Raw genomic sequence first — 22282 nt, 5'->3', positions numbered from 1 at the left:
GCCGCTAATCTTTCCCCGAAGGAAAAGATCCGCTCGACTTGCATGTATTAGGCACGCCGCCAGCGTTCGTCCTGAGCCAGGATCAAACTCTCCATGAAATGGTGTTTGACTTGCTCAAACTTGTTTTTATCGCTTTTTCCGTTATTTCTAACGGGGCAGTTTTGCTCGTTGTTCAGTTTTCAAAGAACAATTTCTCTTGAGTTCGTCGACCGTTTTTCTCAGCGGCGACTTTTATAATATATCACAGTTGCCTAGTTGATTGCAAGTTCTTTTTTAAATCTTTTTTTGAAGCTTGTTTTCCCTTGCACTTGGCGCGAGAAGTAATATACCATGAATCAAACAATAAGGTCAACCCTTGATTCAAAAAACTTCTCGATTTCATACAATCAAGTATTGTACGCCGGCAATGAGAGCAATGCCTGGAACACCAAGTACGACAACAGTACCTATTGTAACCGGATTAAGGGGAATATATATGTTCGGAATTAATCCCGAGAAATTTAATACATACAAGACAACAGCAGCAAGTACGAAATTAATCGCAAAACCTCGAACCCATGCCAAAGACAAGCGCTGTCTAACAAGAACAGCAACCAAAGCGACAGAAGATAAAACAAGTATAGCAAGCCATATCATGTTCATTGCAATGCTCCTCTCCATGCTGGCCATACGCTGCATGTGCGCTTGGCGATTCGAATTAGCATTTCGTATCTTTTCTCAGCTGTAATTAAAGCATAAATGGCATAGTCGATCTGATCTTGTCCAACAGCGACATTAAAGAAACGATTAGCATTTACCCACTCATTATGTGCTTCAGCAATTTCAGCCCGTAAATGCTCGCTCCATTCTACTGTATCTACTTGTGGAATTGGCTTTACTTGAGTTTTTATTAATGCAAGATCACCTGTATGCTGACTTTTGCCCATCGCACATCGCCTCCTCACTTGTCCGTTAGGACAAGGCATTTCTATATATGTATAGAGACATGGACAGGTTTAGAACGGATAATCGCCAGAAAACAAAACAGAGCCGCCCTCCCTAAAGGGGAAGACGGCTCTTTAACGTTACTTGTATTTAGTTTAGTTCTCTGCGACCTTCCAGTGCTTTGGACAAGGTGACTTCATCGGCATATTCGAGATCGCCGCCAACTGGCAGACCATGAGCAATTCGTGTAACTCGTATGCCAAATGGCTTAACGAGCCTTGAAAGATACATTGCTGTCGCTTCTCCCTCGATATTTGGATTTGTCGCCAGAATCAACTCTTGCACTCGCTCATCACTCAAGCGGCGAAGCAGCTCGGCAATTTTGATCTGATCAGGACCAATACCTTCAATAGGCGAAATTGCACCTTGCAGGACATGATAGTGCCCTTGGAATTCCTTCATCCGTTCCAGAGCAACGAGATCTTTGGACTCCTGCACTACGCAGATAACTGAGTTGTCCCGTGTCTTATCCTGACAGATCCGGCAAGGATCCGTATCCGTAATATTGCAGCAAACCGAGCAATACGTTAAATTCCGCTTCACACTAACAAGCGCTTTAGCGAAATCAATAACATCATCTTCTTTCATGCGAAGCACGTGAAAAGCTAACCTTGCGGCCGTCTTTGGTCCAATACCCGGGAGGCGCGTAAAGGCATCAATCAACTTCGCTATCGGTTCAGGGTAAAACAAAACGCGCAGCTCCTTTCAATCCTCTAGCGTAAACGGCTGACGCCGCCCTTACGGCGGCGTCAGTCAGCATACGTTATAGCTTTATATAAAATGGTTCTCCGGCAACTAACCTTAGAACAAACCTGGAATTTTCATACCGCCTGTAAATTTGCCCATGTCTTGGTTCGCAATTTCGTCTACTTTAGTAAGAACGTCGTTAACTGCAGTCAAAACAAGGTCTTGCAGCATTTCTACATCATCCGGATCAACCGCTTCAGGTTTGATCGTGATGCTAATAATTTTCTTATGACCATTTGCAACTACCGTTACAACGCCGCCGCCAGCCGTACCTTCAACTGTTTTGTTAACAAGTTCTTCTTGTGCTTTCATCATTTGTTCTTGCATCTTCTTAACTTGCTTCATCATTTGGTTCATGTTATTCATGCTTATCACCTCATCGTTATAGTTAACTAACTAATCTTCCTTGATAACAACTAAATCCTCACCAAAGAGCTTTACTGCTTCCTCTACCCATTGTGGACGCTGTTCCTCCCCGGTGTCAATCGCATCCGGCTGTAATTCCAGCGTTTCACCTTGCTGCTCTCCCGAACGGCTGCTGGCGCTCTGCCATTCCTTCAGCATACACGTAGCTAGCTTCAACGGGTTGCCCATTACATCCTGGATAACACGTTCAATAATCTCCCGATGTGCGGGCCGTTCGGTCGTCTCACGGTGCATTGTATTCTTAAAGGCTACAAGCACCGTACCGTCTGTTGCTGACACTGGTTCTCCATCAACAAACCAAGCATGTACGGTAATCTTGGCTTCCTTGACCCGTTGAAGCACTTCGTTCCACTTCATCCGAATCTGTCCTGTACCTGGACTTCCTGCAGATGCCACGAAAGGATCGAGTTTTACCGTGGCTCTACTGATCGCCGCCCCGTTACCACCACCAAATCCGCCGCTTCGACGGGACTGATTAACAGCGGGACGTGCTGCTCCACCATCAGCAGCGCTGGCAGCTCCGGCGATAGCCGCACCATTTTGGATAAGCTGTTCCAGCTTCCGTTCTAGCACCTCGACCTGCTGACGTAAACGATTCACCTCAGCTGAGGCAGCAGGCGGGGAGGCTGATGAAGCAGACCCTCCAGCAGTTGCACTACTCTCATTACCAATCGTGCAAATCTTCATCAGTGCGACCTCAAATAAAGTTTGAGGCTGAGAAGCATGCTTCATATCGGACTGGTAACCATTAAGCGTGTCTATCATCCGGAATAACCGTTCAGAACTAAAGGCTTCGGCCATCTCCTGGAAACGCTCTGCATCTACAACACGCTCGGTCACCGTACCTTGAGGTGCCAGCTTAAGCACAAGCAGATCCCTGAAATAAAAGATCAGGTTCTCCATACATTTATCCGCGCTTTTACCGGCCTGCGTCAAACCTTCTACGAGCGGCATAATAGCAGCTACATTACGATCTCTAATGGCTTCGGCCAGTGCATAGAACTGATCCGCCGCCATTCCTCCTGTTACATCTACAGCTCCATCGAGCGTAATTCTGGAACCGCCGAAAGCAGAAACTTGCTCTAGCAGGCTTATAGCATCACGCATACCGCCTTCGGATAATCGGGCGATATAAGAGATGGCATCATCCTCTGCCTCAATACCCTCTTCCTTACAGATCTCAAGCAGGCGCTCCGTTTGTTCCTCAAGCGACACTTGACGAAAATCAAATCTTTGGCAGCGTGAGATAATTGTCGCAGGAAGTTTATGAGGCTCAGTTGTTGCTAATATAAAAATAACATGACCCGGAGGTTCCTCTAATGTCTTGAGTAAGGCGTTAAAGGCTTCAGAGGTAAGCATATGAACTTCATCAATAATATACACTTTATAACGAACTTCAGACGGGGCGTATCGAACTTTATCTCGAATATCCCGTATTTCATCAATACCCCGGTTTGACGCCGCATCAATCTCAACAACGTCCATAATATGACCGGCAGTAATCCCGCGGCAAGCATCACATTCATTACATGGCTCTTCCGCTGGACCACGTTCGCAGTTTACTGCTTTCGCCAGTACTTTGGCAGCTGTTGTTTTCCCCGTACCTCGGGGTCCATTAAATAAATAGGCATGCGAGACACGATTCTCTCGAATCGCATTCTGCAGCGTTTGTATAATATGCCGTTGTCCGACCATATCCTGGAACGTCTGCGGACGCCAGGCACGATATAATGCAATATGACTCACGCGTTTACGTTCCCTTCGGTTAATTCATTCTTTGTTCTTCTATTATACAACATGATTTCTATATGCAAAACAAAAACACCTGCATTCTAGGCATCTGCTTCAAAGAAAGCAGAACCACATCGCTGGTGTTCCTCAGTTAACTCTATGAAAATAATGTGTACCGTGCACCTGCCCTCGATAACATGCGATCCAGGCGGCACTCTTGCGTCTCAGCTCGAGTCAGGCACTCCCCCGGCACATGAACAAACTTGCTTACGGCTGCTTCCTTCCGGACCTGACCGGGTTCACAAGCGTCCATTGCGGAGGACCCAACTGTCAACACTGATTGCAAGCGCCAAACCCTGCATCACATAACCTCAAGCAGGAATTCAACCTCGCTAAAGCGGATTGCGAGTTACAGGGCACCGCTAACTCCCCATCTAGCACGGCAAAACTAAGTATAGCCCATCCCAGCATAAATCGCAACCGTAGGATAGTGGCAGTCCAATCTAACGTGACGCTGTCACTTTGACATGATACCGCGGCATGTTGAACTGTACAGCTTTCTGAGCCTTTGCTTCAAGCGCCTGAATTTGCTTATTCGTAAGTTTCGAGTCCGCTGTTATGTGTACATTGAGGTTCTCTCCATTAAAGGAAACCCGGCTGTCTTTAATACCACCGATTGGCTGCAGTACTTGGCCTATAAACTTCCTGTCCGAATCATAATTGAGGAAAGTAAGATTATTAGGCAGGTTAGGATTGCTGTTGGAGTAGCCCATATATCCATCATGGCCATAAGTCTCAACCTTCTGGTTATTTGAGCGATGACCATTGTTTACGCCATCAGCAGCACAGCCCGATAAGCTTACAACTATTAAAGCAGGTACTGCGAAGCCCATAAACAATACTCGCAGCTTGCGTCTTAGCATTCTTTTGGTAAGCAATCAAAAAACCTCCCTTTAACCATAGGATGGCTAAGGGAGGTTTTCTTATTCTGCCAAATTAAGCCGAGGCAGATAATATTACATGCCGTATTTCTTTTTGAAACGATCGACGCGACCGCCTGCATCCAAGAACTTTTGCTTACCCGTGAAGAATGGGTGGCACACGGAACAAACCTCTACGCGAAGATTCGATTTGATCGAACCAGTCTCGAATGAGTTACCGCAAGCGCAAGTGATGTTGGATACGTGGTATGTCGGATGAATACCTTGTTTCATCTCGTTCACCTCTTTCTGCCCTGAACCACATGCGGATCCAGAGTTAAAATCTCACATCTCGGATTATAGCACGACCATATCACTCATGCAATGCCGATGTTTTCCCAGCTACTTGCGCATGGCCGCAGGAGGGAGATGTGTATAGGAGCCAATCACTACATCTGGCAGCTCCTCACGGAATATTTCGAGCATTTGTTTCATACCGTAGATCTCGCCTTTTGCAGGTGGGATCAAGTTCAAATAGCTCTCCGGGTCAATGTTCAGATTACGCATTTGGATCAGCTTTAAGCCTGTCCGCTTCGCAAATCCGATCATCGCCTCAATCTCTTCCTCACGGTCCGTGACACCAGGGAATATGAGATAGTTAATGGAAGTGTATACACCTTTATCAGTTGCATACTTTAACGATTTCTCCACATTAGCTAAAGTGTAAGCACGCGGCTTGTAGTAGGCGTTATAATGCTCGTCAAGTGCACTAATTGTGCTGACCCGCATAAGATCAAGTCCTGCGTCTACGATCGCGCGCATGAAATCAGTCAGACCTGCATTTGTATTGATATTGATGTAGCCGAGCTTCGTCTGACTTCTGACGATCTTCATCGCTTCCACAATAATTTTGGCTTGCGTAGAAGGCTCGCCTTCGCAGCCTTGGCCAAAGCTGATAATGGATTCCGGCGTTTTCAGATGCTCCAGCATAATCTCCACGATCTCATTCACCGTAGGCTTAAAGTTCATACGCGTCTGCGGTGCAACAAAACCACTGTCGTCCGGCTGCTCGGAAATACAGCCGAAACATCCAGCATTACAGGAATAGGAGACAGGAACGCCACCCTCCCAACGCTGCAGGAACGTATTCGACGAAGTTAAGCATTCATAACCAAGCGCGCAGTTAGACAAATGCTTGTACAAACGATTCTCCGGATATTTCGAAGTTAATCGCTCCACCTGTCTGCGAACTTCACCACGGTCGCAGTTCAGCGGATCCCACTTGTACGGATCATCGCTTTGCTCCGCGGCTACATAAAATTCGCCGTCTTTCCAAACGACTGAAGTATAGCCGAATAACGGAAACTTCTCGTTCTTATCCGTCTTCACGTAGCCTGGCAGAGCCAGCCGGGTAAACCCTTGCGGCAGTAAAGCACCAACCGCCTGATAATTGCCGGAGAGCATCTTCATCTCACCTGTGTCAGGCTCAATAAAGACCGGCCGCGTATGCGGCAGTCCTACCAGGGTAGCCCCCCGCGGCAACGGAATCAGCTCTTCCTCCATCAGTTCGACGATCATATCGCCACTGCGCCCAAGCGCAATATAGTCAGGATGATCAAACACATTGCCTTGCTCATCCGCATATACGAGATTCATCTTGATGTCCTCCTTCCAGCAGCGCTAAGAGCCGTGCGTTGTGCGCGGCGCTGGCCGCCTTCCAGTTGTTGCGCTGCTTTTGATTCCCGTACCTGTTCCCGCGCTTGTCCTCGACTGCTGAGGTTTCGGCGTTGACTTTTCCTCTATTGTATCAAGCGACATCAAGAACTCACTGTTGGTCTTAGAGTCAGCAAGCTTCTTCAGGAACCCGTCAACAAAGTCAGGTGTATCGGTCATATTACGGCGCACAACCCATAATTTATCCAGTTCTTCTTTCGTTAAAAGCATCTCTTCACGTCTTGTACCCGATCTGCGGATATCAAGCGCAGGGAAAATACGACGTTCTGCAAGCTTCCGGTCAAGATGCAGCTCCATATTGCCGGTACCTTTAAATTCTTCATAAATGATATCATCCATACGCGAGCCTGTTTCGATCAAGGCCGTCGCGAGGATTGTCAAGCTGCCGCCCTCTTCCACATTGCGGGCTGCACCAAAGAAACGCTTCGGACGATGGAAAGCTGCAGGATCAATACCGCCGCTAAGCGTACGGCCAGATGGAGGAACAACAAGGTTATATGCACGTGCAAGTCGTGTAATACTGTCGAGCAATATAACAACATCTTTCTTATGTTCCACTAAACGCAGTGCTCTCTCAAGAACAAGCTCGGCCACTTTGATATGATTTTCAGGCACTTCATCAAACGTAGAGGCAATAACTTCGCCCTTCACAGAACGCTGCATATCCGTTACTTCCTCTGGACGTTCATCAATAAGCAATACAAACAACTCGATATCCGGATGATTAGTCGAAATACTGTTCGCAATTTCTTTAAGCAGCAGGGTTTTGCCCGCTTTCGGCGGCGCTACAATTAGTCCACGTTGGCCAAGACCAACAGGTGCAAGCAAATCCATAATTCGTGTAGAAAGTTTGGAAGATGCCGTCTCCAGCACGAGTTTTTTCTGTGGATAAAGAGGGGTCAGAGCGGGAAAATGAAGTCTTTCGGCCGCTTGTACAGGATCTGTGCCATTTACTGCATTTACCTGAAGCAGGCCAAAGTATTTCTCCGAATCTTTCGGCAGCCGGCATTTGCCAGATACAAGATCTCCGGTACGTAAATCAAACTTTCGAATCTGCGAAGCAGAGATATAAATATCTTCTTTGCTAGGCAAATAGTTGATCGGCCGAAGGAAGCCAAAGCCTTCTGGTAAGGTTTCAAGTACACCCTGCATAAACATGAGGCCGCTTTTTTCCGCTTGTGCACGTAATATTGCAAAAATCAATTCCTTCTTCTTCAGCTGGCCATAGTACGGAATTTGATACTGCTTTGCTAATTTGTATAATTCGGTCAGCTTCAATTCTTCGAGATCAGCGATCTGAAGATCTGTCATATTCTCACCACTTTGTATTCAGTTTTAGCTATCATTATATACCCGAAATGGCGCCTTCTATTCGTCTTGATCCATAGAAGGCGCATAAATACTGGAATTAAGCTTCCTCTGTCTCACGCCAAACATCTGCACCTAAACGGCGCAGGTTATCAACAAGATTGTCGTAACCGCGGTCAATGTATTCTACACCGGTGATTTCTGTAATGCCTTCCTTCACAGTAAGGCCAGCAATAACGAGCGCGGCGCCAGCCCGCAGATCAGCAGCTTTCACTTTTGCAGCAAACAACTCTCCGCCTTCGATAATAGCTGAACGCCCTTCAACACGAATATCCGCGCCCATCCGGTTCAGCTCAGGTACATGCTTGAAACGGTTGCTGTATACATAGTCACTCAGGATACTTACGCCTTTTGCCTGCGTCAGAAGCGTCGTCATCGGCGATTGTAAATCCGTTGCAAAGCCCGGGTATACAAGTGCCTTCACATCAATAGCTGAATATTCTGGAGCGCCAATAATTCTGATCGATTCATCCATCTCATGAACCGTTACGCCCATCTCTTCCAGCTTTGCTGTCATGGCTTCCATGTGCTTCGGAATCACGTTATCGATAGTTACGTCACCACGTGTTGCAGCAGCGGCAATCATGTACGTACCCGCTTGAATGCGGTCAGGAATAATGGAATGACGGCAGCCATGCATGCTATCGACCCCTTCAATACGGATCGTTTCCGTGCCAGCCCCTTTGATGCGAGCTCCCATTGAATTAAGAAGTGTTGCTACATCTATAATTTCAGGCTCTTTTGCCGCGTTTTCGATAATTGTAGAGCCTTTGGCCCGCGAGGCCGCAAGCATAATATTAATAGTTGCCCCAACACTAACAACGTCAAGATAAATCTTCGCTCCGCGCAGCTCTTTTGCGTGAATACGCATGGAGCCGTGCTCATTTGTTACGGTTGCTCCTAGTGCCTCAAAGCCTTTGATATGCTGATCAATTGGTCTTGGCTCGAAGTTACAGCCGCCTGGTAATCCAATAATCGCTTCCCCAAAACGCCCCAGCATGGCGCCCATCAAATAATAAGAGGCCCGAAGGAGCTTCACTTTACCGTTAGGCATCGGCTTTGACTCAAGGCGGGAAGGATCAATTCTCATAATATCGCCTTGCCAGCTTACTACTGCGCCCAGGTCCTCCAGGATTTCACTATATACGACAACATCGCTTAAATGGGGCAAATTATCCAATACCACTTCTGATTCTGCCAATATAGCAGCCGGAACCAGAGCGACGGCACTGTTCTTTGCTCCGCTTATTTGGACGGTGCCCCGCAGTGGACGTCCACCACGTATCATCAATTTCTCCATCAAATGTAGTCCTCCCGTGACTAGGAAGAAACATAGGAAAACCGCCTAGCGTGCGAGGTTTATACTAACACACTCGCCGTGATGAAGCGGTTCGTCATCCTATGCTCCTATTTAGTACGCTTCGTAAAGTACAGAAGCGAATTTGTATTGATTACAAAGCTATTATCAGGTCTATTAGACTTTATATTCTGAGCTATTATACCATAACGGGACAGGGAATGGTATTTCCCTTACAGAAGCAGGGATACCACGTGAAGGTCTTCCATATGGGCAGAAAAAAAGGGTCCCTTAGGACCCTACCGCAAAGCGGTTGTTGGAATTGCCGCCGTGAAGCTGCATATTAACCGCGATTCGCATTTCATCGATATCAAACGGTTTCGTGAAATGCATCACAGCACCCAGATCAGTTGCTTCCTTGATCATATCGAGCTCGCCGTATGCGGTCATCATAATGACTTTAATTTCACGATTAATAGCTTTCACATGCTTTAAAATTTCAAGTCCGTCCATCCCCGGAATCTTCATGTCGAGCAGAACGAGGTCAGGATTCTCAGCTTTCACAATTTCCAGTGCCAGCCTACCGTTTGAAGCTTGGAAAGTATTGTAGCCTTCACTGCTGAATACTTCCATTAGAAGCACTCGGATGCCATTCTGATCATCAACGATCAATAGCTTCTTCTTCTCCAAGATATTACCTCCCGCGACTCGAGCGACAACTGGTCAACTCTTCCATAATCGTTAATATATTCGCGCGGAGAGGCACATTATCCTGCTTTTCCAATAAAAAAATTGAAACATTCCTTATTAGAACGGGTGTTCTTATTGTCCGGAGTACTTCAAAGCAGCACGCACAAATCCGCGGAAGAGCGGTTGTGGACGATTCGGACGGGATGTGAATTCCGGATGGAATTGAACAGCAAGGAACCATGGGTGCTCAGGCAGCTCCACCATTTCGACCAAACGGCCGTCAGGGGAAGTACCAGAAATGCGAAGTCCTGCCGATTCAATACGCTCACGATATTCATTGTTAAACTCATACCGGTGACGATGACGTTCGTATACCAGTTCATCATTATATTCTACAGAAGCAAGTGAACCTGGCTTCAATTTACAAGGATAGAGGCCAAGACGCATCGTTCCGCCCATATCTTCAATATCTTTTTGATCAGGAAGCAGGTCAATAACTGCATATGGCGTTGAAGGATTGATCTCTGCACTGTTTGCGTTGTACAAGCCTGCTACATTACGTGCGTATTCGATAACAGCAACCTGCATACCAAGGCAAATACCGAAGAATGGAATTTGTTGTTCACGTGCATAACGAATTGCAGTCACTTTACCTTCAATACCACGATCACCAAAGCCGCCCGGTACAAGAATACCATGTACGCCATTAAGAGCTTCTCCGACATTCTCGTCGTCGATCTCTTCCGCGTTTACCCAACGAAGCTTCACTTCGGAATCTGCGTCGATACCAGCATGTCCAAGAGCCTCTACAATGGAAAGGTATGCATCATGCAGAGCAACGTATTTGCCGACAATGGCGATTTCAGTCGTTTTATGCAGCGACTTCACGCGCTCGACCATTTCTTCCCACTGCGTCATATCCGGTTGGTTCGTCGTCAGCTTGAGGTGGTTAACGACAATATCATCGAGACCTTGCTCACGAAGCATAAGAGGTACTTCATACAATGTCGATGCATCGAGACATTCGACAACGGCATTAGCGTCGATGTCGCAGAACAGACCGATTTTGCGCTTCAGATCTTCCGACAGCGCATGTTCAGTACGGCATACGATAACGTTCGGTTGAATACCAATGCTGCGTAGTTCTTTTACACTATGCTGTGTCGGCTTTGTTTTCACTTCGCCCGCTGCTTTGATGTATGGAATCAGTGTTACGTGAATGTACATCACGTTATCACGTCCAATATCACTCTTAATCTGACGGATAGCTTCAAGGAAAGGCAAGCTTTCGATATCGCCTACTGTTCCGCCGATTTCAGTAATAACAACGTCCGAGCCAGCTTCTTTACCAGCGCGGTATACGCGCTCTTTGATCTCGTTCGTAATATGCGGGATAACCTGCACCGTTCCGCCCAAGTATTCACCGCGGCGTTCTTTGGAAATAACGTTCGAGTAAATTTTACCCGTTGTTACGCTGCTGTACTTCGTCAGGTTAATATCGATAAACCGTTCATAATGCCCAAGGTCAAGGTCTGTCTCCGCGCCGTCATCCGTTACGAATACTTCACCATGCTGGTACGGGCTCATCGTTCCCGGGTCAACGTTAATATAGGGATCGAATTTCTGGATCGTTACTTTAAGACCTCTGTTCTTAAGCAGACGACCGAGTGATGCAGCCGTTATCCCTTTGCCGAGCGAAGAAACGACACCACCGGTTACAAAAATATATTTTGTCACTTTGCTAATACCCTCCAAGCTCCTATGGTTATGTTTAGGTTTTCCCATTTGTACAATAAACATGGATTAGCAGGCACTGTACCCCTCTATCCAGTTTATGGATTCCTAAATCTGGTTACTGAAATTTACTTCTACAAACAAAAAAAGTGACACCCGTCTTCACGGGGCACTTTTCATTTGGCATATTATTAAACGTTAGCTAACCGCAAGAGAGCGGCGAAAGCTATATTCCGCTTAGGCATTCATCCTTCAAAAAATGAAAGGTAACCCATTGCTGCTTGTGCGGTACGTTAACCGAATCTTAAAGCCCATGCAATAGTTTACTCTGCCCGTCTATCGACTGTCAAGCGTAAAGAAGACCCAGCTTAAGACGATTATTTCTCTTCTTCTTCGTCTTCGTCGTCTTCAAAATCTTCGTCATCAGCATCCTCACCGTCAAGTTCAGCGTCAGCGTCGATTTCTTCATCAACCGCGTCTTCCTCAATCTCTTCGTCTTCGATGCTAACCTCTTCATCAACTTCTTCTTCTGTCTCAGCTTCGCCGAATTCACGATCTTCATCAAATACATCGTAATCTTCTTCGTCACCTGCGTACGTTTCTTCTTCTTCGTCCGCGAACAGATCATCATCATCATCTTCGTCATTAATGATACGAGGACGCTTAGCGTTTGTGATCGGATCCTCATTTTTCTCAACGGGGTACCAGCGTTTCAATCCCCACATATTGCTTCCTACGCAAGCGAACCTGCCGTCAATATTAATCTCCGTATATACTTGAGCGATTACTTGGTTAACTCCGTCCGCAGACAGTTTGCGAACCTTCGCAATTTCCATCATCAGGTCACGGTAGTAATATGGCGTATTGGCCGATTTCAACAATTCAAACGCCAAGTCGACCATAGGCATTTCTTTAATCCGCTCAGGATCGAGCTTCAATGTAATATTGCCGCTGCTCATATGGACACATCCCTTCTTGCTATCTTCACTTTCATAATCTTAACCATTATCAAAGTATAGTAAAACCTATTTTATTCAAAAAAGCAAGCCGTCCCTCGGCTGTATGAAGTCCCCGTATCCTGCCTCGAAACAGAAAAAAGCGAAGGGCTGTCCCTTCGCTTTGACTGTATCCATCCGGACAGCGCATGAGTAATGCGGACCGGAGCGATAAGAGTCCCTAAGAACTCTTACTTCATCCTATGTTTGCCATTCGATTTTGACACGGCTCAAAGCCTAATTATCTGAAAAAAGGCAAGTTGCTCATGCGGCCGAACTCCTTGTTTCATACAATAGTTCAGCATCGTCCGTCGGGAGGGGACGCGTAATTGGACATCACCGCTTTTCTCCATTGGTTGAAGGACACGATGGCTTGCACGGGCCAAACGACAAAAAATCGGATTATCCGATTTCAACAGCAAGGGGATTATCGACGCTTTCTGCAAGAGTGGTCTGAAGCATCGACAACTGCCCCTGAGCTCAAATCGGTTAAGCAAATGCGTATCATTCGTGCAATTTCTTGTCAGCTCCCTGTCGAAGCAACATTATCTGGTTTCTCCGGCGGCGTATGGATTGAGAACGACCGCCGTATTACTGTTCACACAGCAGTCAAAACCATTCCTTTGGAAAAAGGCATACCCTGGGGCGTCCAGCAAATTAAAGCTCCACTAGCATGGAGCACAACGACAGGACATCGCATTAAAATCGGCGTCATCGATACCGGCGTAGACTTCAGTCATCCCGATCTTCGACAGTCGCTATCACGCGGCATTAACCTGCTCAACCGCAGCATGCTGCCTCATGATGATAATGGACACGGCACACATATCGCCGGAACCATCGCTGCAGCCAACCAAGTACAGGGCATGATCGGCATTGCTCCTCGAGCACAAATCCTCCCTGTTAAAGCATTCGACCATAACGGAAGCGCCTTTGTCTCCGACATTATTCTTGGCATCGATTGGTGCGTGCGCAACCGGGTCCATATTATTAATATGAGTTTTGGCATGAAAACACGCAGTAAAGCTCTCCTTAACGCAATAAACAACGCTTATAATGCTGGCGTTATTGTCGTTGCCTCCTCAGGTAATGATGGCAAAAGACGCTCGGTCGATTATCCAGCGAGATATCCGCAGACGATATCCGTCGGGGCTACAAATAGGCTTCGGCGCATTGCCCCGTTCAGCAACAGGGGAACGTTCATCGATATTTACGCGCCTGGCGATAAAATTTTCTCTGCCTGGCTTCGCGGCAAATATCACGAAATGAGCGGAACTTCGATGGCTACCTCGCATGTCAGTGGAGCCATTGCTTTGCTGCTCGCATATAGGCCGGGATTAACTCCCGCAGAGATTAAGGCGATCCTGAAGAAGTCGTACCTGCCGCTTCGAAGTACAAAGGCTCCCAAGTATACGGGGGAGCTTGATGTGATGAAGATGTTGGGGGCGGCGGACCGATGATGCTTGTGCGATGAGTATGTTGGCGCTTGGCTTGGCTCAGCTGGGGCATGTATCTCCTTCCGACTGCTGTTGTGTACACTTTGCCTTGAACAATTCTCATAGGTAGCAAAGTGTACACAAAGGCAGACGCTCCGCTTCTCCAGGAGATACATTGCCTTTGCCTTGCCTAACCATTCTCCTCTCTCATCGATCCTTTTGGGAGAAAAAGAAAGAAACCGTTCCTCGGCGAGGGGGTATCCCCCTTTCCCTTGGAACGGTTTCTCTTTGTTTGCAGCGGCAGGCTTATTGCTACGCTGTATTGCTCTTGTGCTTGCAGGATAGTGGGGTTGTAATAGCCGTTCTTATGCCTTACCAGAGCTGCTATACTGCAGAAAATGCAATATAACCGGCTAAGTGAAGCTAAAAGGACCGATTATACTGCATTAAATACATCATAGGCAGACCAGGCAGTAATAGAGAAGCACGTAGCCACATAAATGCGGTCAGCAAACTAAGCGGTCATAATTGGCGATTCGGCAATGCCCGAGCCGCCGTGTGAGCGGAACGATTACATACGCTCTGGAGCCGATACGCCGATAAGGCGGAGCGTATTGGCGATAACTGTGCGCACAGCGCCGAGCAAGGCGATACGCGCTTGTGTTTGAGCCGCGTCTTCAGTGATGACGCGCTCTGCTTTGTAGTAGCTGTGGAACTGCGAAGCTAGTTCATACACATAGCGTACAAGGCGATGCGGCGCGTATTGAGCCGCAGCTTCCGACACTTCCTGCGGCAGCTCGCCGAGTTTGCGCATCAGGTCGAATTCAGCTTCGGAGTTCAGCTTGCTGAAGTCGATGTCGCTAATAGGCAAGAGAGCAATGCTTTGCTCATCCGCCTGACGGAAGATACTGCAAATACGTGCATGCGCATATTGTACATAGAAGACCGGATTCTCGTTGGAAGTCGAGATCGCAAGGTCCATATCGAAATCAAGATGTGAGTCCATGCTGCGCATCGTGAAGAAGTAACGAATCGCGTCAACGCCTACTTCGTCCATCAGATCCTGCATCGTAACGGCTTTGCCGGTACGTTTGGACATTTTCACTTTCTCACCGTCTTGGAACAGACTTACCATTTGCGCAATCAGCACAACCAGCTTGTCTGGGTCATTGCCGAGGGCAGCCATAGCAGCTTTCACACGAGGGATGTAACCATGGTGGTCAGCGCCCCAGATGTTGATCATCCGGTCATAGCCGCGGCTGAATTTGTCGCGGTGGTATGCGATGTCCGGCGTCAAATACGTGTACGAGCCGTCATTTTTCACAAGGACGCGGTTCTTGTCGTCGCCATAAGGCATTGTTGCAAGCCATGTCGCGCCTTCTTCTTCATACACTTGGCCTTTCTCCTTCAGCGTGTCGAGCGCCTGTTCAACCTGACCGCTTTCATACAGCGATGTCTCGCTGTACCAAATATCGAAACCAACGCGGAAACGGCCGAGGTCACGCTTGATTTTATCTAATTCTTTCTCCAGACCAAATTGGCGGAAGAAGGCGAAGCGCTCTTCATCGGAAAGCGAAAGCAGACGGTCACCCTCCTGCTCCGCAAGCAGCTTACCGAAGCCTACGATATCTTCGCCGTGATAGCCGTCTTCCGGCATCTCAGCTTCTTGACCCAGTGCTTGACGGTAACGTGCTTCAATCGAGCGAGCCAAGTTGTTCACTTGGTTGCCGGCGTCATTGATATAGTACTCGCGAGTCACTTCATAACCTGAAAAATCCAGCACGTTGCAAAGGGCATCACCAACTGCTGCACCACGCGCATGACCAAGATGAAGGCTGCCTGTCGGATTCGCGCTGACGAATTCGACTTCTACACGTTGACCTGCCCCTTCCTTCGTACGGCCATAATTATCTCCTGCAGCTGTAATTTCACCGATAACGGAATATAAATAGCTTTTGTCCATGCGGAAGTTAATAAAACCAGGTCCTGCAATCTCAGCGGATTGGATCCCGAACTTCTCACCGTTCAGGTTCGCGATAATCGTCTCTGCGATTTGACGAGGGTTTTTCTTCGCCAGCTTAGTCAGCTGCATTGCTGCGTTAGTCGCCAGATCGCCATGCGCTTTGTCTTTAGGAACTTCCAGCACGAATGCCGGCAGCTCCTCGCGTGCAGCCAGGCCACCTGCTACTGCTGCATCAGCAATCGCTTCCTTCACCTTCTCATACATCTGTTCCAACACGTTCGTACTCATTGCTCCTACTCCTCCTGTATATGGAGCCGATTATGGAACCGGCCCGACAAATGTTCATTCATCCATAGTTCATATTGCCATTCAATCGTAAAAGGCGGCACTGCTGATGGCTGCTCCAAGCCATCATCACCCTTCACCGCAACAAACGCTGTAGCCGTCTCCATCTGAAACGAAGTATACGGGGAGCGGTAATAGCCGCTTCGTCTGACTTCTCCCGGGACGAACAACTGATCCGACTCCACAACGCCGCGGCGTGTGATCGACAGCTCGTCCGTGCGGAAGCGCACCAGCGTCCGAATAGGATCAGCGCTGCCTTCCACCGGTTCTTCGTAACGGATATACACCGATCTTTCCTTACGGAACCATTCCCCTTTGTACGTTTGTACGACGGACTCTCCGTCCTGGGTACTTGTCAGCGTGATCTTAACTGCCATTCTATCTTGCATAACAAAAACTCCTATATCTCCAGTCTTCTCGTATGTTACTACTATATACAGGAAGGCCCGTAATTTCAACGATTGTAAGCTATTCCGATAAATCCAGGTAAGGGAGAATGGCATGCCATGCCTCGATCCGGTCCTCTAGGTTTCGCATCTTTTGCGTGGGAATCGGACTAGTAGAAGGCATTTTCAGAAGGGTAATATCCCGAAACGCCGGATGATCGCGGAAATATTTGCGGAATGTATCATAGGCCTTGCTTCCATTAAATGCAAAACACTTCAGACCCGGGTACTTCGCCAGCAAGGCAGGCAGATCATTCGGCTGCTCGTTCTTAATGTTCACATCAAGGCTCCCTGGCCGCTCACAAGATTCAATTACATCAAACACCGCCATTTGATGCTCCTGCAGAAAAGCGAGACGCCTCTCGTAATTCTCATCCGGCGCTCCGGCACCAAAAATTCCGTATACCATCCCCCAGAAGTAATTACGCGGGTGACCGTAAAACTGCTGATGCTCCAGTGACTTTACACTTGGGGCAGTCCCCAGCACCAATACACGGGCACGCTCGTCAATTACCGGCGGAAAAGAATAAATGCGCTCTGCTTCTTCCACTCGAATCCTCTCCTTAACCACAAAAATTACGTACTACGTATTCTACACCAGCCGCGCCGGAAATAAAAAAGACGCCTCACATCACCTCGGCTTTACAGAAAGCTTCGGTGACACAAAGACGCCTCTTCCATCGGCAATTCGCATCTGCGAGTATGCCGCTTATTTTATTACTTCACGAGGTCTTCTACAAATTTAGGCAGAACAAATGCCGCTTTGTGAAGGCGTGGTGTGTAGTATTTTGTTTCGATCTCAGTAATCGAAGCTTCATCCACTTGAAGCGGATCATACTTCTTGCTGCCCATTGTGAATGTCCAAAGACCACTTGGGTAAGTCGGGATGTTAGCGCCGTATACGCGAACGATCGGGAATACTTCCTTCACGTCTTTGTTAACGCTTTGAATCAGGTCAGCCTTGAACCAAGGGTTGTCGGTTTGAGCGACGAAGATACCGTCTTCTTTCAACGACTCGTAGATACCTTGGTAGAAGCCGCGTGTGAACAGGTTCGCCGCAGGGCCAACAGGTTCAGTCGAGTCAACCATAATAACGTCATACGTATTTTTATGATCATGAATATGCATGAAGCCGTCGTTCACTTGAACTTCAACACGAGGGTTGTCCAATTCGCCTGCAATCGTCGGCAGGTACTTCTTGGAATATTCGATAACCTTGCCGTCAATATCAACGAGCACAGCTTTTTTCACTTTTGGATGCTTCATAATTTCACGGATAACGCCGCCGTCTCCGCCGCCTACTACAAGCACATGCTCCGGATTCGGATGCGTGAAGAGTACCGGATGGGCTACCATTTCGTGATACACGAACTCATCCTTAACTGTAGTCATGACCATACCGTCGAGAACCAGCATTGTGCCGAACTCTTCCGTTTCGATCATATCGAGCTTTTGAAAATCAGTTTGTTCGTCTACATAAGTCTTAGTAATCTTCGCTGTAATGCCGAAGTTTTCGGTTTGTTTTTCTGTATACCACAATTCCATATCGATAAATCCCTTCTTTCCGTCAATGGTTCTCCATGTATTATAGTAGTTCGGAGCGAAAAATCAACCTTTTCTAGCTTCCTCACATGAATATCGTTCCCCACCTTTTTCCATACTAAGGAAAAGGTCGTTCTTGCGAAGGGAGCACCATCATGAAAAAACAGCAGATCAGGCCGGGCAAGCCGCGCCGCAAATATGCTTTTCCTATTATAACCGAACGTTTTCTTCCTCATGTTATGAGGTTCAAAAAAAGCTTACGATGGACCGCCGCCATTGCTGCCATACTGGTGCTAGGTGCTGTGTCCATGTTTCTTTATTTGCGCTTCCAGTCGCTGCCGGTAACGTCAATCAGTCAGACCTCCCGCATGCTCGACCTGCAGGGACAGGTGATTGATACGTTCCATACAGGCGAGAACCGCAGCTCAGTACCACTTAATGAAATCTCACCTTATCTTGTGGATGCGACACTGGCGATTGAAGATCACCGTTTCTATGAACATAATGGGTTCGATATGAAAGGCATGGCCCGTGCCGTATTGGTCAACGTGGAGACCATGTCCGCCAAACAAGGTGCCAGTACATTAACCCAGCAGCTCGCTCGCAACCTGTATCTCACCCATGAGAAAACATGGCAACGTAAGCTGAAGGAGGCTATGTATACCGTTCAGCTCGAGATGAATTACTCGAAGGACGAGATTCTCAGTCTCTACCTTAATCAGATCTATTACGGGCATGGCGCCTATGGCATTGAAGCGGCCGCACAGCTGTACTTCCATAAACATGCTTCCGAATTAACGCTAGCCGAAAGTGCTATGCTTGCAGGCATCCCGAAGGGGCCAAAATATTACTCCCCTTTTATGGATATGAAAAATGCAAAAGACCGCCAGCTGACCATATTAAGCGCAATGACGGAAGCCGGCGATATTACACCGGATGAGGCCGACGCCGCCTACAAGGAAGTATTAACATTCCAGCCACTGGGCTCCGGGGAGCAGGCGGGCTTTGCCCCCTATTTCCGCGATTATATTCGCTACATTGCCGTTGATAAGCTTGGTATTAATGAACAGCTATTAAATGAAGGCGGAGTAACGATCTATACAACACTTGATCCTACTGCGCAGCGTGCTGCGGAGGACGCGGTCAAGAATGGGCTTGCCGGAAGTGAAGAGCAGCAGGCGGCACTTGTTTCAATTGATCCCCGCAACGGGTACATTAAAGCGATGGTCGGCGGCCGGGATTATAAAACAAATCAGTTCAATCGAGCGCTCGCCGAAACCAGGCAGCCGGGCTCTTCCTTTAAGCCAGTCCTATATTTGACAGCTCTGCACAGCGGATTTATGACGCCGGTCACCCGGTTCAAGAGCGAACCAACCTCCTTCTCTTATGATGAAGGACGCAAAACCTATGAGCCGCGCAATTACAATGACAAGTATTTCAACGATTTCATTGATATGCGTACAGCTATAGCAAGCTCGGATAATATCTATGCTGTAAACACCATTATGACAGTGGGCGCCGACCGCGTGATTGAAACGGCCAGGAAGCTTGGTATCACAAGTCCAATGAATCCGGTTCCTTCCTTGGCTCTTGGTACTTTCCCAGTCAGTCCACTCCAGATGGCCTCCGCATTTGCGGTCATTGCTAATAATGGCGTCCGAATCGAGCCTGTTGCGATCTTACGCATCACAGACCGAAACGGACATATTATATATGAAGCGGAGCGGCAAGAAGAGCAAGTCATCAATCCATCCGAAGCCTACGTGATGACCAGTCTGATGGAGAGTGTGTTCGAAGGAGGCGGTACAGCAAACCGAGTGTCTTCCTTCATTAAAAGACCCGTAGCCGGTAAAACCGGCACGACATCTACAGATGCTTGGCTTGTTGGCTACACACCGGAGCTGGCAACAGCCGTATGGGTAGGCTATGACAAGAATCGCAAGCTGACCATAACCGAGGCGCATCGCGCGGCTCCAATTTTCGCCCAATACACGGAGAAGGCGTTATCCGCCATCCCACCTAAGATCTTCCCGATCCCAGATGGTGTCGTGAACGTATACATCGATCCGACGAGCGGCAAGCTAGCAGCAGCTACTTGTGCGAACAAACGGCTGGAGTCCTTCGTATCAGGAACGGAACCAACCGAAGTATGCGGCGGGCCGGCGGGCCAAGATACCGAAGCGGACAACAAGCTCAAAGAAGAGGGCGGCACCTGGTGGAATGACTTGAAGCGTTGGTGGAAGAACTAATTGGAAAAACAAACCACATGAATTCAGATGAATTTGTCTAAATTTTGATCAAAAAGTGAAAATTCTTTGAACATTAGCCGTAAACTGTGGTATAGTAGGATCAGGAAGTAAGCACTTACAAACTTTATGGGAGTGTTTAAGATGGCTACAAAAACAGCAACGGTAAGCAATGTAAAGTCGGATGCGGAAGCAACAGCAGCAAACGTGAAGCGACTTGTTACTTTAATGACGATTTTTGCCTGGACGGCTTTGACAGTGGGTGTGTTGTTATGTCTCATCAATATCAGCCACTTTAGTGATAAGAACACCACTTTAATGGTTGGTATCGGATGCCTTGTCGGCAGCGTGTTCATTTATGTAATTGGTACAGCGATCAGCCTCGTACATGCAAGAATCCATCAGGCGATGGAAGACCAGCAGAACGACGATCAATCCAACCATATTTTGTAATCCAAAATTGCTTTTAACGAACCGCTTTTTCGTCAATATTGACGAGGAGCGGTTTTTTGTGTGTTAATTTCCAAGGAAAATAACCACAGTTGTCAATATGGTGAAAATTCTATTACAGAAAAAAGACGAATTGTTGACGTAATTGTTAAGCCAGCAGTTATTCTGAGCGACTTCTGCTAATCTTAATAACAAGAAGCAATCTTGAGGAGTTGAAACAAAAATGAGAAAGTCTATCCGCTATCTGGTTCCGTTGATGCTTATGCTAATGGCCGTCATGCTATCGGGCTGCGGCGATCAATATCTCGTCCTTGATCCAAAAGGACCGGTGGGCGAATCACAAAAGGATCTCATTTGGATTACGGTGTGGCTGTGTGCGATCATTCTGGTTCCTGTATTGATCCTGACTGCCTATATTGTCTGGCGTTACCGTGACAAGAAAGGCAACAAAGCCGAATACCAGCCAAACTGGGAGCACAGCACAAAGCTGGAGACGATTTGGTGGGCTATTCCGATCATCATCATCGCGATCCTGGCGACGGTTACTATTAAATACACGTATGATCTGGAGCCAAGCAAACCGCTTGAATCGGCTAAAGAGCCGATTACAATTGAAGCAACTTCGCTTGACTGGAAATGGCTCTTCACTTATCCGGATGAAGGTATTTCGACCGTTAACTACGTTCAGATTCCGGAAGATACGCCAATTCGCTTCCGCGTTACGGCAGATCAAGCAATGAACTCCTTCTGGATTCCGCAGCTTGGCGGCCAAATCTACGCGATGTCCGGCATGGCGATGACCTTGTATCTTCAAGCCGATGAACTTGGCACATACTTCGGTTCGGGTGCAAACTTTACAGGTGAGCAATTTGCGAAGATGACCTTTGATGTGAAGGCTACTTCTGATGCTGACTACAAATCCTGGGTTGAAAGTGTCAAATCATCTGCACCTGCACTAACAGAAGAAGGTTTTGAGCAGTTGAAACAGCCTGGATCTTCGGATCAGCAGTTCTTCTCGGCTTTCCCTAAAGGTTTGTTCGATCAAGTTGTTATGCAATATGTTGGTGAAAACGGAGCTATTGCTCCTCATCATGGTGCAAAATCCGGTCCTGTTAAAGATGAGGAAGGTGGAGGCCATGACACTTCCAGCATGAATCATGATATGGATGGCATGGAAGCTATGAACCACTCTTCCCAAACGGATCAAGAATAATAATGTAAGGAAAGG

21 protein-coding genes, 1 rRNA gene and 1 other RNA gene are annotated in these 22282 nt (G+C 47.5%); 4 read left to right on the top strand and 19 right to left on the bottom strand.

What is annotated here, in order from left to right; all coding sequences use genetic code 11:
- The 15 genes from FHS17_RS29840 to rpoE form a co-directional block, all read right to left on the bottom strand.
- Nucleotides 1-98: ribosomal RNA gene (locus FHS17_RS29840) — 16S ribosomal RNA — on the bottom strand; the annotation flags it as partial.
- Between the two features lie 280 nt (nucleotides 99-378).
- On the bottom strand, nucleotides 379-642 hold the full coding sequence (locus tag FHS17_RS29835) for a pro-sigmaK processing inhibitor BofA family protein (RefSeq protein WP_167283038.1): 264 nt from the start codon (nucleotides 640-642) through the stop codon (nucleotides 379-381).
- A complete protein-coding gene (locus FHS17_RS29830; RefSeq protein WP_167283036.1) occupies nucleotides 639-926 on the bottom strand; it encodes a DUF2508 family protein in 288 nt (95 codons plus the stop codon). The genes FHS17_RS29835 and FHS17_RS29830 overlap by 4 nt, the downstream gene beginning before the upstream one ends.
- 148 nt (nucleotides 927-1074) lie before the next feature.
- Nucleotides 1075-1674, bottom strand: a complete 600-nt coding sequence (gene recR / locus FHS17_RS29825) for a recombination mediator RecR (protein ID WP_167283034.1) — start codon at nucleotides 1672-1674, stop codon at nucleotides 1075-1077.
- Between the two features lie 111 nt (nucleotides 1675-1785).
- Nucleotides 1786-2097 (bottom strand): YbaB/EbfC family nucleoid-associated protein, encoded by a 312-nt coding sequence (locus FHS17_RS29820; protein ID WP_167283032.1) that lies wholly within the window; start codon nucleotides 2095-2097, stop codon nucleotides 1786-1788.
- A 30-nt stretch (nucleotides 2098-2127) separates the two neighbouring features.
- Nucleotides 2128-3903 carry a DNA polymerase III subunit gamma/tau gene (gene dnaX, locus FHS17_RS29815; RefSeq protein ID WP_167283030.1) on the bottom strand — a complete coding sequence of 592 codons (1776 nt, stop codon included), beginning with the start codon at nucleotides 3901-3903 and terminating at the stop codon, nucleotides 2128-2130.
- 160 nt (nucleotides 3904-4063) lie between these two features.
- Nucleotides 4064-4331, bottom strand: an RNA gene (ffs, locus tag FHS17_RS29810) — signal recognition particle sRNA large type.
- Nucleotides 4332-4391: 60 nt separating this feature from the next.
- On the bottom strand, nucleotides 4392-4826 hold the full coding sequence (locus FHS17_RS29805) for a hypothetical protein (RefSeq protein WP_167283028.1): 435 nt from the start codon (nucleotides 4824-4826) through the stop codon (nucleotides 4392-4394).
- Between the two features lie 78 nt (nucleotides 4827-4904).
- Nucleotides 4905-5102: a 50S ribosomal protein L31 gene (gene rpmE, locus FHS17_RS29800; RefSeq protein WP_167283026.1), complete on the bottom strand. Its 198-nt coding sequence runs from the start codon at nucleotides 5100-5102 to the stop codon at nucleotides 4905-4907.
- Nucleotides 5103-5210: 108 nt separating this feature from the next.
- Complete coding sequence (locus FHS17_RS29795) at nucleotides 5211-6464, bottom strand: radical SAM family protein (RefSeq protein ID WP_167283024.1); 1254 nt, start codon at nucleotides 6462-6464, stop codon at nucleotides 5211-5213.
- 24 nt (nucleotides 6465-6488) lie between these two features.
- Nucleotides 6489-7853, bottom strand: coding sequence for a transcription termination factor Rho (gene rho / locus FHS17_RS29790; RefSeq protein WP_167283022.1), 1365 nt, complete (start codon nucleotides 7851-7853; stop codon nucleotides 6489-6491).
- A 97-nt stretch (nucleotides 7854-7950) separates the two neighbouring features.
- Nucleotides 7951-9210 (bottom strand): UDP-N-acetylglucosamine 1-carboxyvinyltransferase, encoded by a 1260-nt coding sequence (locus FHS17_RS29785; protein ID WP_167283020.1) that lies wholly within the window; start codon nucleotides 9208-9210, stop codon nucleotides 7951-7953.
- A gap of 288 nt (nucleotides 9211-9498) precedes the next feature.
- The gene (locus FHS17_RS29780) at nucleotides 9499-9897 is read right to left on the bottom strand and encodes a response regulator (RefSeq protein ID WP_132312442.1); all 399 of its coding nucleotides are present in this window, start codon (nucleotides 9895-9897) and stop codon (nucleotides 9499-9501) included.
- Between the two features lie 132 nt (nucleotides 9898-10029).
- Nucleotides 10030-11634: a CTP synthase gene (locus FHS17_RS29775; RefSeq protein ID WP_167283018.1), complete on the bottom strand. Its 1605-nt coding sequence runs from the start codon at nucleotides 11632-11634 to the stop codon at nucleotides 10030-10032.
- A gap of 374 nt (nucleotides 11635-12008) precedes the next feature.
- Nucleotides 12009-12590, bottom strand: coding sequence for a DNA-directed RNA polymerase subunit delta (gene rpoE, locus FHS17_RS29770; protein WP_167283016.1), 582 nt, complete (start codon nucleotides 12588-12590; stop codon nucleotides 12009-12011).
- Nucleotides 12591-12955: 365 nt separating this feature from the next.
- On the opposite strand from rpoE, the gene FHS17_RS29765 reads away from it, so the two are divergent.
- Nucleotides 12956-14086: a S8 family peptidase gene (locus FHS17_RS29765; protein ID WP_167283014.1), complete on the top strand. Its 1131-nt coding sequence runs from the start codon at nucleotides 12956-12958 to the stop codon at nucleotides 14084-14086.
- 547 nt (nucleotides 14087-14633) lie between these two features.
- Here the strand turns inward: FHS17_RS29765 and argS are convergent.
- The 4 genes from argS to speE form a co-directional block, all read right to left on the bottom strand.
- Nucleotides 14634-16313: an arginine--tRNA ligase gene (argS, locus tag FHS17_RS29760; protein ID WP_167283012.1), complete on the bottom strand. Its 1680-nt coding sequence runs from the start codon at nucleotides 16311-16313 to the stop codon at nucleotides 14634-14636.
- Between the two features lie 5 nt (nucleotides 16314-16318).
- Nucleotides 16319-16759, bottom strand: a complete 441-nt coding sequence (locus FHS17_RS29755; protein WP_167283010.1) for a YwiB family protein — start codon at nucleotides 16757-16759, stop codon at nucleotides 16319-16321.
- 79 nt (nucleotides 16760-16838) lie between these two features.
- Complete coding sequence (locus FHS17_RS29750) at nucleotides 16839-17366, bottom strand: DNA-deoxyinosine glycosylase (protein WP_341805948.1); 528 nt, start codon at nucleotides 17364-17366, stop codon at nucleotides 16839-16841.
- A 167-nt stretch (nucleotides 17367-17533) separates the two neighbouring features.
- Nucleotides 17534-18361 carry a polyamine aminopropyltransferase gene (gene speE, locus FHS17_RS29745; RefSeq protein ID WP_167283008.1) on the bottom strand — a complete coding sequence of 276 codons (828 nt, stop codon included), beginning with the start codon at nucleotides 18359-18361 and terminating at the stop codon, nucleotides 17534-17536.
- A 152-nt stretch (nucleotides 18362-18513) separates the two neighbouring features.
- On the opposite strand from speE, the gene FHS17_RS29740 reads away from it, so the two are divergent.
- The 3 genes from FHS17_RS29740 (at nucleotide 18514) to cyoA (ending at nucleotide 22267) form a co-directional block, all read left to right on the top strand.
- Nucleotides 18514-20607, top strand: coding sequence for a transglycosylase domain-containing protein (locus FHS17_RS29740; protein ID WP_167283006.1), 2094 nt, complete (start codon nucleotides 18514-18516; stop codon nucleotides 20605-20607).
- Between the two features lie 141 nt (nucleotides 20608-20748).
- A complete protein-coding gene (locus FHS17_RS29735; protein WP_167283004.1) occupies nucleotides 20749-21057 on the top strand; it encodes a hypothetical protein in 309 nt (102 codons plus the stop codon).
- A 220-nt stretch (nucleotides 21058-21277) separates the two neighbouring features.
- Nucleotides 21278-22267: a ubiquinol oxidase subunit II gene (cyoA, locus tag FHS17_RS29730; RefSeq protein WP_167283002.1), complete on the top strand. Its 990-nt coding sequence runs from the start codon at nucleotides 21278-21280 to the stop codon at nucleotides 22265-22267.
- Nucleotides 22268-22282 lie beyond the last annotated feature (15 nt).

Source organism: Paenibacillus lupini, assembly GCF_011761355.1.
In the GTDB taxonomy this organism is placed as follows: Bacteria; Bacillota; Bacilli; order Paenibacillales; family Paenibacillaceae; genus Pristimantibacillus; species Pristimantibacillus lupini.
Note: the sequence above shows the minus strand (reverse complement) of the source record. Positions and strands in the feature narration are given on the sequence as shown.

Excerpts from the sequence above, each read along its gene's own strand:
- FHS17_RS29835 (WP_167283038.1), bottom strand. The coding sequence starts at position 642 with ATGAACATGATATGGCTTGCTATACTTGTTTTATCTTCTGTCGCTTTG.
- FHS17_RS29830 (WP_167283036.1), bottom strand. The coding sequence starts at position 926 with ATGGGCAAAAGTCAGCATACAGGTGATCTTGCATTAATAAAAACTCAA.
- FHS17_RS29820 (WP_167283032.1), bottom strand. The coding sequence starts at position 2,097 with ATGAATAACATGAACCAAATGATGAAGCAAGTTAAGAAGATGCAAGAA.
- rpmE (WP_167283026.1), bottom strand. The coding sequence starts at position 5,102 with ATGAAACAAGGTATTCATCCGACATACCACGTATCCAACATCACTTGC.
- FHS17_RS29795 (WP_167283024.1), bottom strand. The coding sequence starts at position 6,464 with ATGAATCTCGTATATGCGGATGAGCAAGGCAATGTGTTTGATCATCCT.
- rho (WP_167283022.1), bottom strand. The coding sequence starts at position 7,853 with ATGACAGATCTTCAGATCGCTGATCTCGAAGAATTGAAGCTGACCGAA.
- FHS17_RS29785 (WP_167283020.1), bottom strand. The coding sequence starts at position 9,210 with ATGGAGAAATTGATGATACGTGGTGGACGTCCACTGCGGGGCACCGTC.
- rpoE (WP_167283016.1), bottom strand. The coding sequence starts at position 12,590 with ATGAGCAGCGGCAATATTACATTGAAGCTCGATCCTGAGCGGATTAAA.
- argS (WP_167283012.1), bottom strand. The coding sequence starts at position 16,313 with ATGAGTACGAACGTGTTGGAACAGATGTATGAGAAGGTGAAGGAAGCG.
- FHS17_RS29755 (WP_167283010.1), bottom strand. The coding sequence starts at position 16,759 with ATGCAAGATAGAATGGCAGTTAAGATCACGCTGACAAGTACCCAGGAC.
- speE (WP_167283008.1), bottom strand. The coding sequence starts at position 18,361 with ATGGAATTGTGGTATACAGAAAAACAAACCGAAAACTTCGGCATTACA.
- FHS17_RS29740 (WP_167283006.1), top strand. The coding sequence starts at position 18,514 with ATGAAAAAACAGCAGATCAGGCCGGGCAAGCCGCGCCGCAAATATGCT.
- FHS17_RS29735 (WP_167283004.1), top strand. The coding sequence starts at position 20,749 with ATGGCTACAAAAACAGCAACGGTAAGCAATGTAAAGTCGGATGCGGAA.
- cyoA (WP_167283002.1), top strand. The coding sequence starts at position 21,278 with ATGAGAAAGTCTATCCGCTATCTGGTTCCGTTGATGCTTATGCTAATG.